The 10,324-nt window shown below is 43.7% G+C and carries 7 protein-coding genes; 2 read left to right on the plus strand and 5 right to left on the minus strand.

Features of this window, described 5'->3' with window-relative positions:
* Positions 1-60: 60 nt before the first annotated feature.
* Together DSOL_RS17720 and DSOL_RS26815 are read left to right on the plus strand one after the other, a co-directional pair.
* Positions 61-3,306 (plus strand): DEAD/DEAH box helicase, encoded by a 3,246-nt coding sequence (locus DSOL_RS17720; protein WP_075366147.1) that lies wholly within the window; start codon positions 61-63, stop codon positions 3,304-3,306.
* A gap of 134 nt (positions 3,307-3,440) precedes the next feature.
* Positions 3,441-3,848, plus strand: coding sequence for a hypothetical protein (locus DSOL_RS26815; protein ID WP_083642709.1), 408 nt, complete (start codon positions 3,441-3,443; stop codon positions 3,846-3,848).
* Positions 3,849-3,961: 113 nt separating this feature from the next.
* Here the strand turns inward: DSOL_RS26815 and DSOL_RS17730 are convergent, their stop codons facing one another.
* The 5 genes from DSOL_RS17730 to DSOL_RS17750 form a co-directional block, all read right to left on the minus strand.
* A complete protein-coding gene (locus tag DSOL_RS17730; RefSeq protein WP_075366148.1) occupies positions 3,962-5,698 on the minus strand; it encodes a methyl-accepting chemotaxis protein in 1,737 nt (578 codons plus the stop codon).
* A 385-nt stretch (positions 5,699-6,083) separates the two neighbouring features.
* Complete coding sequence (locus DSOL_RS17735) at positions 6,084-7,226, minus strand: ABC transporter permease (protein WP_075366149.1); 1,143 nt, start codon at positions 7,224-7,226, stop codon at positions 6,084-6,086.
* Positions 7,226-7,999, minus strand: coding sequence for an ABC transporter ATP-binding protein (locus tag DSOL_RS17740; RefSeq protein ID WP_075366150.1), 774 nt, complete (start codon positions 7,997-7,999; stop codon positions 7,226-7,228). Before DSOL_RS17740 ends, DSOL_RS17735 begins: the two co-directional genes overlap by 1 nt.
* Before the next feature lie 14 nt (positions 8,000-8,013).
* Positions 8,014-9,030 carry an HlyD family secretion protein gene (locus DSOL_RS17745; protein WP_075366155.1) on the minus strand — a complete coding sequence of 339 codons (1,017 nt, stop codon included), beginning with the start codon at positions 9,028-9,030 and terminating at the stop codon, positions 8,014-8,016.
* Positions 9,031-9,061: 31 nt separating this feature from the next.
* Complete coding sequence (locus DSOL_RS17750) at positions 9,062-9,733, minus strand: TetR/AcrR family transcriptional regulator (protein WP_075366151.1); 672 nt, start codon at positions 9,731-9,733, stop codon at positions 9,062-9,064.
* Positions 9,734-10,324: the final 591 nt, after the last annotated feature.

The following is a 10,324-nucleotide window of genomic DNA, read 5'->3' on the forward strand; positions in this document are numbered from 1 at the left end:
CTATGATATTCTTAATGGATATACTTAAACTAACATAAATATCGCCAAAGGAGTCTTTTCATGCCTCGCTTTATTATTTCCGAGGAACAAATTATAGACCTTGCCAACACTGACCGGGTGTATAAGAAGGGCGTTTCTTATTATATGGCCAGTAGAGTCCGTAATTTCATCTTTGCCCCCGATAAAGGTCTAGTTAACGCTTCTGTCATTGGGGGTTTGCGCTACTCAGTTCAGATAGCTTTTGAAAAGGATAGCTCTGTTCGATCTTACCGCTGCACTTGCCCGGCTTTTACTGAGTATCCCGGTGCCTGTAAACACGTTATAGCTGTTTTAAAAACTTGCCAGCAAAAGCTGCCCATTGCCTGGCCAGATCCCGTCGTCCAGAACCGTGTCGTTGAAGACCTGTTCGCTGTATTTGCCGACCATCACTCCGAGACCCCCTTCGAAGAGTTAACCCTGAATGTGGAGCTTCAAATTACAGCAGGACACAGACTTTCCGCCCATGTGCAACTCAAACTGGGTCTACAGCGTCTCTATGTTGTTAAGGACATAGGACAATTCCTCTCATCTCTTAAAACAGGGCGTTCTCTGGAATTCGGCAAACAATTTACCCTTGAACCGACGCGCCAAGCCTTTAAAACGAAAGATAGGGCCCTGATTACTATGTTACAGGAAATGTTTGAGCAACATACAGCTTTGACCGAAATGCAAGGTCCCTTTTATTCCACTACCCTATTCAATCAAAAGTCCTTGCCGTTAACCGGTTATTACCTGACTAAATTTCTAGACGCTTTAGGGGATAAAGAGTTTCTTTGGGAGATCGGCTCTACTCCCCCCCAACCCTCTCACATTATCCGACATCGTCTGCCCATAGAATTTTCTCTGCTAGCCCAAGATAAAGATTTACTATTGGCCCTAGATGGCGCTGAAGTACCCATCCAACTTACGCCGGATGGCAGCTACTACGCTTATCGACAAATGATCTACCAAGCTTCTCCCACCCAAAAAGACCTGCTCCCCCCAATTTTAACGGCACTACGCAAAGGCTCCATGACAACTATTGCTATTCCAGCGACTCAGAAGGAATTTTTCGCATCGGAAGCCCTACCCTTGATCAAAAAACTAGGCCCGGTTAGTATTGACCCCATCCTCGAAGACAAATTCAGTCAAGAGAATTTGTACGCTAAAATATATTTTGATCGCATAGGGGATATGGGCATCACTGCTCGCCTAGAGTTTCACTATGGAGATACTGTTATTAATCCATTTGCGTCTACCCGAGAAACCAACATTGATTCCGAAGCTAGTGATCTAATCCTCATTCGCTCTGTAGAACAAGAGCGAACGATTCTGAATATTTTTGAACAGGCCAATTTTACTGTCTCCCAAGGTAACATCCACCTTGAGGAAGATGAACAGATTTTCGACTTCACTGTAAATTGGCTTCCCAAGCTTAAGGACTTAGCGGAACTATACTATTCCGACCAATTTAAGGTCAAAATCCGGACCTCAACAACCTTCTCTGGCCATGTTCGTCTCGACGAAACCCTGGACATCTTAGAAATTTCCTTCCAATATAACGACATTGAACACGACGAATTAGCGGACATCTTCCACTCCCTTCATCTGAAGAAAAAATATCACCGCCTTCGGGACGGCTCTTTCCTTGATTTAAACCAACCCGAATTGACTTCTATCGCTCAACTTCTCGATAACTTAGACCTTGAAGCCGATGATCTCAACCAAAAATTGCTCAATCTGCCGAAATACAGAGCAATGTATATTGACAGCTTCTTGCGCCAGGCAAATCTGCCGGGAGTGCAACGGAATAAAGCCTTTAAGCAATTGGTTCAAAGCATTCTTGAGCCCCAAGACAGTGAGTTCGAAATCCCAGCTGAGCTTCAGCATGTGTTGAGAGATTACCAGAAGACCGGCTTTAAATGGTTAAAAACACTGGCCTCTTTTGGCTTAGGCGGGATTTTGGCCGATGATATGGGGCTAGGCAAGACGCTACAGGTCCTCGCCTTTATTTTATCGGAAAAATCCTCCTCTTCTAGCCCAGCATTAGTCATCGCCCCCACCTCACTAATCTATAACTGGCAAGAGGAAGCTAAGAAGTTCACCCCCAGCTTACGAGTTCTTGTTGTAGAAGGTACTCCTCAAGAAAGACATGCTCAGTTAATAGATGTGGAAGAACAGTGGGACTTAGTGGTTACTTCCTATCCCCTACTGCGCCGAGACATCGATAAATTTGACAAGTTCAAATTCTCCTATTGCTTTTTAGATGAAGCACAACATACCAAAAACCCACTCACGCTCAACGCCAAGTCCGTGCAGCAAATTCAAGCTAAAGGTTATTTTGCCCTCACGGGAACCCCGATTGAAAACTCACTTTCCGAACTTTGGTCCCTCTTTAATTTTATCATGCCAGGCTATCTCCTCACCCATCAGGAATTTCGCAGAAAATACGAACTTCCGATTGTTAAAGGGGAAGACCCCCTGATCCTGGCAGAATTGAGCCGACACTCCAATCCCTTCATTTTACGTCGACTAAAAAAGGATGTCTTAAAGGAACTACCGGACAAAATCGAAACTCAGCTCAACGCTCCCTTGACAGAAGAACAGAAAAAATTGTATTTAGCCTATTTACAGGAAGCAAAAGGCAAAATAGCCCAGGAAATAGCTGCCGTAGGGTTTAACAGAAGCCATATAAAGATTCTCGCGGCCCTGACCCGTCTGAGGCAAATTTGCTGCCACCCGTCCATGTTCTTAGAAAATTACACTGGTGAGAGCGGCAAAATGTTGCTTTTCCAGGAAATCCTTGCAGACGCCCTAGACAGCGGTCACCGGATCCTAGTGTTTTCTCAGTTCACAACGATGCTCGATATTATCCAAAGCCATCTAACCACGGAACGTATTGAGCATTTCTATCTTTCGGGTTCGACCAAAGCGGCAGATCGTTTAAAAATGGCCAATTCTTTCAATTCAGGCCTTGCCCAAGTCTTCCTAATCTCTCTAAAAGCGGGCGGGACTGGATTAAACCTCACTGGAGCGGATATGGTCATTCACTACGACCCCTGGTGGAACCCTGCTGTAGAAGACCAGGCCACGGATCGAGCTCACCGCATCGGCCAAGAAAGCTCAGTACAGGTCATTAAACTAATTACCCAAGGAACCGTCGAAGAAAAAATCAACACCTTACAAACCAAGAAAAAGATGTTGATTGATTCTGTCATTCAACCAGGAGAAACTATGCTCTCCAAATTATCGGAACAAGAGCTAAGGGATCTCTTTGATTTGACTTAAGGCGGAATTCAAATAGAGGTATACCCGCATGAATTCCTATAGAAACTTTTCTGCGATTTACATATATTCCTTATTAAGGGGATTACAATATTGCAGAGAGAGTATATAATAGGGTTCAAAGGGGGACCATCTATATGGATCAACAACAGATCATGGAGATACTCGCCAAAATACTTGAGTCGCAAAATGAGTTTAGACAAAGTCAAGATTCAATGAGTCGAGAGATAAATGCCATGAGTCAAGACTTCAACTCTAAACAAGATTCAATGAGTCAAGATATAAATGCCATGAATTTAGATTTCAACTCTAAGCATGATTCAATCAGTCGAGATTTCAACTCTAAGCTACACTCAATGAGTAATACACTTGAAAAGCTTGCGTTGTCCATTGAACATGATATTATTGTAAAAATTAGTGCTTTATATGATTCCCGAGAAGTACAAAAAGATCATAATGCCCGAGTGGATGAAACCCTTGATCGAATCGAGAAAAAATTGGAGGTTCTCCAATTGGAAACCTCTAGCCTCAGAAGAATAAAGTAACTTGCCCTAACTATTGAAAGCTCACTTATCTTGATAATATCAACTTATCAGGCCCTATGATAGCATAAAAAATGCACTCTATTGAGTGCATTTTTTATATGGGAGCAGGATAGCTAAACCTTAAATTTTGAAACAGCAGACATTAGACTTTCCCCGAGTTTAGCCAAAGCTTCTGCAGATTGGCTTACTGATACCATAGTGGCAGCTTGTTCCTCTGACGAAGCGGAAACCTCTTCCGCGCTGGCGGCCGTTTGCTCTGCTATTACGCCAATACTCTCCACAGATTTAACCGCTTTGGTGCTCCCGCTGGCCATTTGTTGTGCAGCCTCCGTGACCTGCTGAATTTGCTCGACGACTGTATTAACCTCTTCTACAATGGTTCGGAAGGAATTTCCGGCTAAATTAACCGCTTCAACTCCTGCAACCACTCCCACCTTTCCTTTCTCCATCGCTCCAACGGCACGTTCCGTCTCCCGTTGAATGTTAGCAATTAGGGTTGCAATCTGAGTCGTTGACATGGATGATTGTTCGGCGAGCTTCCGTACCTCTTCTGCAACAACAGCGAAACCTCTACCCTGTTCGCCCGCCCGCGCAGCCTCAATGGCTGCATTTAAGGCCAATAAGTTGGTTTGATCAGCAATACCTTTTATTACATCAACAATTTGCCCAATCTGTATTGATTGATTTCCCAGCTCAGCAATGACTTCAGCCGTTTGAACCGAAGCATCTCGGACTTGTTCAATTTTTTGAACCGCATTTTCTGCCTGGAGAGCCCCCAATTCAGCAGCCTGCGCTGCCCTTCCACTACTTTGATTTACAGTCTCGGCATTGGCAGCTACCTGCTGTGCACTTGCAGACAACTGTTCAATGACCCCACTGGTTTCCCCGACTGAAATAGCTTGGTCCGTTGCACCGGTCGCGAGTTGGGCAAGAGTGTCAGAAACTTGTTCACTTGCAGCAGTTGCTTCCTCCGCCGCAGCAGACAATTCCTGGCTTGTAGCCGCCACGCTCTCGGACTGGGTTAAAACTTCTCCGATGAGTTCCCTTAGCGAATGTACCATCGCACCGACGGCTCGTGACAAGACGCCGATTTCATCTCTATTTTTAATATCCGGCATCTTAATGTTCAAGTCCCCATCAGCCACGGACTGAGCAACCTTCGTCACCGCTACAAGCGGCATACTTATATGCCGTGCCAACATAATCGCTAAAACACCCCCCCCGATCAAGGCAAGAGCAATAATCATGATCAGGAGCCTCACCACGGAATCCTTCGTAGTCTGAGCATCTGTAACAGATTTTGTCCCCCCAGTCGACATAAAAGCCATCTGCGCTTCCATATCCTTAAGAAGTTGTTCAAAACTTGCTTTACTCTTATCGGTTAAGATGGGACGGGCCTCAACATCCTTACCTTCTCCTACTAATTTCCACACCTGATCAGCATCGGACATATAAGTATCAAACGATTTCCGCATAGCTTCGTTTCGTGATTTTCCCTCAGTCGTTGTCACAGAGTTAGAATATGTAGCAAAATCATTCTCCCATTTGGCTTTAAAGCTCATGAATTGGGCTTTATTCTCCTGAAACATTTTCGCATCAGCACGCATCGTAAATCCTAACAAGAGAGTACGGCGCGTATCTTCTGTATCCTCAACCACTTGCGCCAAAGATGTAGTTGCCTTTAACCAATGCCCTCCTAAATCTTCCGCTCCCAGATTGATCTTATAAACCCCGTAATAACCCACGCCCCCTACAAGCAGAGTTAATAACAAGACAACCAAAAAGCCTAGCTGTAACTTAAGTTTTATTCCGTAACTAATCACGGACTTTGACGAATTTATTTTAGCCATAATTTTATCACTCCCGATACAGTTTTTATGGTATGTATTTGAATTCCCTTCATCTTTTGGCTCCTCTCTCTTTATAAGAATACATTTCGGAAAGTATTAAACTACGAGCCAATTTGACTCAAAATACAAAAATAGTTCATCCCCATTTTAAATAAATTAGTGATATTTAAAGAAATATTCAATATGATTTAGATAAAAAAAGTTTTAAATACTGGTGACATTTTTATGCTGAATATATCACTTAGCCAAATCTTTTACAATATCTTGACGAAATCTTGATACCTTAATTCTTTGATACTAGTTTACTAGTTAAAAGTTAGTAGAGTGCATTTATAGTTTTTCCACTAATGGTGCTGGCTTTCCTAAAAAATACCCTTGACCACAATTAATCCAAATTCTTCTTGAACGTCTTAGCTGCAATCGCCAATAAAATAAAGGCAAAAGCACATAAAGTCAGGGTGTCCTGCCAAAGGTACTTGACCCCCACCCCTTTAAGAAAGATTCCCCGCACGATGTCCAAAAAATAGGTTAAAGGTAACAACCCGCCCATGATTTGTAACAGCCTGGGCATCGTTTCCCGAGGAAAAATAAAGCCGGATAACAGGATCGATGGCAAGATCAAGATGAACGTCATTTGCATCGCTTGTAGCTGAGTTTTGGCAACGCTTGAGATCAGGAGACCAATAGCTAGAATGGTAAACAGGAAAATGGTGGACAGTAAGACCAGAAGCGGCAGACTTCCTAGTGGCACCACTCCAAACCAGAAAATCCCTGTAGCTAGAATCAGGGACAGGGAAACAAATCCGATAAACACGAAGGGGAGGAGTTTACCCAGCAGTAACTCTAGAGATCGAATAGGGGTCACGACCAATTGCTCCATGGTGCCACGTTCCTTTTCCCGTACAATGGAGAACGAAGTTAACATTGCAATCACATTTTGCAGTATTAGACCGATTAGGGCTGGAATATTAAAGTTCTTGGATTTCATATCCGGGTTGTACCAGACCCTAGTCTCGATATTGAGCGGTGTGCTCGTCACAATCGTAGCACCCTTGGCGACAAGGCGTTCACTCTGGAGCTGCAGTGATTTATTCAGGCCAAGCATTTGAACTGCAGACATAACCGCGCGGGCTACGGTGGGGTCGGAGCCGTCAACCAAAACCTGTACCGTTGCTTGTTCTTGCCCCTGCAATCGTTTACCAAAATCCGGAGGGATAATGACAGCAGCCCGTGCCTTGCCACTATCTATATAGCCTTCAATCTGCGTATAGCCCTGGACGAAGTTATCCGGATCCAAGTATTGGGTGTTTCGCATCGAAGTAATAAAATCCCTGCTATCGGCTGTTTGAGATTGGTCCCAAACGACCGTAGAAAGGTGCTCCACATCTGTGTTTACCGCATAACCAAATAAGAGAAGCATCCCAATCGGCATGGCAATGGCCATGACTAAGCTGGCTCGGTCCCGACGGATATGGATGAATTCCTTTTTCAAGACCGCAATAAAACGCACCCAAGAAAATCGTGGCATTAGCCTATCCCTCCTTTTTGACGCATCAGGTTGCGAGGGTCATCTGAGGCTTCATGCTCAACATAATAGATGAAGAGATCGTCCAAATTATCCTTCGCTTCTCTTTTTTTCATATCCTCCGGCGTGCCCAGAGCGATTAATCGCCCATAAAAGACAAAACCCAAGTAATCACAGGAAGCCGCTTCATCCATATAGTGTGTGCTAACTAGAACCGTCATCCCTTCTTTGGCCAGTTGATGAATTAAGTCCCAGAAAACTCGTCGAGAAACAGGATCCACCCCAGCCGTAGGCTCATCCAGGATGAGCAATTGTGGATTATGCAGCAAAGCACAAGCCAAGGCCACTCTTTGCTTCCAACCACCTGAAAGAGAAGCGACCATCTGTGGGGTTCTCTCCTTTAGTCCAATCCGTTCAATCACCCGTTCTTTTTGGACCCGGGCCTCTTTTCCCTTCAAGCTGTATACCCCGGCATAAAAATCAAGATTTTCGTTAACCGTGAGATCGTCATAAAGGCTAAACTTTTGGGACATATAGCCGATACGCTGTTTGATTTCCTCGGGTTGAGTTTTAACATCGTACCCAAGCACAGTGGCTTGCCCCTCCGTTGGTATCAAAACTCCGCATAACATGCGAATGATCGTCGTTTTCCCAGCACCATTCGGTCCCACAAACCCCATAATTGCCCCAGGTGGGAGTTGAAAGGTTACCCCTTGAACCGCCGTATAGGAGCCAAACCGTTTTATCAAACCCTGGCAATCGATGGCCAAATTCATTTTCTCTCACTCCTCTATTGCAGGGTCACATCCGCAGGCATACCTGCTTTCAACTGATCTTTACCTTCGGTAATACTAAGTTTGACAGCATAAACGGTCGTGGTTCTTTCTTCTTTCGTCTGCACGTTCTTGGGAGTGAATTCTGCCTGGTTACTGACGTATAGGATTTGTCCTTTAAATGTTTTTCCAGGGTAAGAATCCACAGCAATAAGACCTGTACCGCCCACTTTCACTTGGCTCAGCTTGGCCTCGGGGACATATATTTTAATCCACAAATCATTCGGGTCGAGCATCGTTACCAACGTAGTACCAGAATTGACGACTTGACCTAGTTCGACATGCCGATAGAGAACCTGACCACTAGTTGGGCTCTTAATGATCAATTTACTTAACGTCAATTCAGCCGCTTTGACGGACTGAGCTGTGATATCAACGGCCGCTTTCTGGGCCTGAATAGTAGGTTGTATATTACCAGCTTGAGCTTGGTCTAAGCTTGCTTGGGCGGCATTCACATTTGCTTGAGCGCTTTCATACTGGGCCTTTAATGTGTCAAGTTTGTTTTGTTGGGCATCCACAACCTGTTTACTAATCCCACCGCTCCCCAAGAGCTTTTGATCATTTGCCAGATTATTTTCTTCGAATTTTATATTCAGCGCCAAACTTGATAGATTAGCATTAGCCTGTTCCACCAAGTACGACAGACGACGAATTTCTTCCGCCCGCGCCCCTCCCAACAGATCGTCGAGTTTGGCTTGCGCCTGGACTTGCTGACTCTTCGCTGTGGCCAAGGTAAGTTTAGCCTGACTGTCATCCAACTTGGCAATGATGTCACCAGCTTTGATGACCTGACCTTCTCGTACGGACAGCTCGACGATTCTACCACCAAGTTCTGGCTGGATAGGAATTTCATTTGCTTCAATCGTACCGGAATATGAGTTCGTATCTGAGGGACGGTTAAAATATCTGTTACCCAAAACTGATAGGGTAATAAGGATAAGAACAACGACAATTAAGGCAATTTTTTTTCTCATGGCTTCTTTCTCTTCCTCCTTCACCATACACTCAAGACTTTTTTTTGGCTCCACTCAAAAAAAGGTTTACAATCGCTTTAAGTTCTTGCCGATTCTCGTGGCCCTGCTCACGTTCCGGAAACAGGGTTTTGGACACGAGATAAGCGGCAAATGCCCCAACAATACTGCGCATCAAGGTCCAAGCATCCAAATCGTCACGCAGTTCGCCTTTACTCTGGCGTTTCTGCAAAAACGTTAATAAGGACTCTTGAACACGTGTTACCACATTATTTAGTAAGACATCCCTGAGTTCGGGGTGATAATTAGCTTCAAGTAGAACGATCCGAAGCAAGGGCCACAAGGCGGAAATGTGTTTTTGCCGATCTTCCAAAATGAGCAGAAGAACATCTTCCATGGGTAAATTATCATGTTGCAATAAAAGATCGTGCAGAGAATTTGTCACTCCTGGACCAATAAAATTTTGCATCAAGGGAATTAAAGTAGCTAACAAAATCTCTTTTTTGGTTTTAAAATGGCGAAAGATCGTTCCTTCTGCCACTCCGGCTTCACGAGCAATTTCGCTCGTGGTGGACGCACTGTATCCCTTTTCAGTGAAAACCTTAAGGGCCGCTTTTAGTATTTTCCATTGTTTGTCCGTTAACTCTCCCAATAATGGATCTTCACCTACCCAAGGGTGTTGATAAATAGGTATTTTGTCAGACATAACTCAATCTCCTTATTTTGCTTATCTTTTGTTGGGTCATACACGGGCTTGCGTGTCTATTATCTAAATTTATTTGAGTCATATGAATTATAACAGAGTATCCTCTAAAAATAAATGAGTAAATAATTATTAAAAATGAGCAACTACTCATGGTCCCACTGCAAACTCTTGGCGGAATATAATTGCACTAATCATTTTCATTTTGCAATTGTCTTACTGCAGATTCTACATTCTTGACATCATTTATCTCAATTGCAACTTGAAATCTATTTTTCCATTTCTTCTCAGAACAAGTGTATTCGAAAAAACCTCATCAATTATTTGATTTCGAGGTATAAAAAACGGAAAAGTTAGGACAGAGGAGTCCCTGTTAGCCAAGACAGCCAAAAAACCGCCTCAAATAGGGCGGTTTTTTGGCTTTTTCATGTAGTCTTATTCTATCTAAGTAGGATCTTCTGCTATTAGAATACAATAGAGTTGTGAATATTTTGGGATGATTATGTTAAGGATTTTTTAAGTTTATTGATTTAAGGTAAATTAAAGTTAAAAAGACCCCCGCGTCCGGAGATCTTTTGCGCAATGTCCCATAGT

Origin of the sequence: Desulfosporosinus metallidurans (assembly GCF_001936615.1) — a bacterium.
GTDB classification, from domain to species: domain Bacteria; phylum Bacillota; class Desulfitobacteriia; order Desulfitobacteriales; family Desulfitobacteriaceae; genus Desulfosporosinus; species Desulfosporosinus metallidurans.

What these genes read in the sequence shown, in the direction of transcription:
- DSOL_RS17720 (WP_075366147.1), top strand. Translation starts at nt 61, where the DNA reads ATGCCTCGCTTTATTATTTCCGAGGAACAAATTATAGACCTTGCCAAC.
- DSOL_RS26815 (WP_083642709.1), top strand. Translation starts at nt 3,441, where the DNA reads ATGGATCAACAACAGATCATGGAGATACTCGCCAAAATACTTGAGTCG.
- DSOL_RS17730 (WP_075366148.1), bottom strand. Translation starts at nt 5,698, where the DNA reads ATGGCTAAAATAAATTCGTCAAAGTCCGTGATTAGTTACGGAATAAAA.
- DSOL_RS17735 (WP_075366149.1), bottom strand. Translation starts at nt 7,226, where the DNA reads ATGCCACGATTTTCTTGGGTGCGTTTTATTGCGGTCTTGAAAAAGGAA.
- DSOL_RS17740 (WP_075366150.1), bottom strand. Translation starts at nt 7,999, where the DNA reads ATGAATTTGGCCATCGATTGCCAGGGTTTGATAAAACGGTTTGGCTCC.
- DSOL_RS17745 (WP_075366155.1), bottom strand. Translation starts at nt 9,030, where the DNA reads ATGAGAAAAAAAATTGCCTTAATTGTCGTTGTTCTTATCCTTATTACC.
- DSOL_RS17750 (WP_075366151.1), bottom strand. Translation starts at nt 9,733, where the DNA reads ATGTCTGACAAAATACCTATTTATCAACACCCTTGGGTAGGTGAAGAT.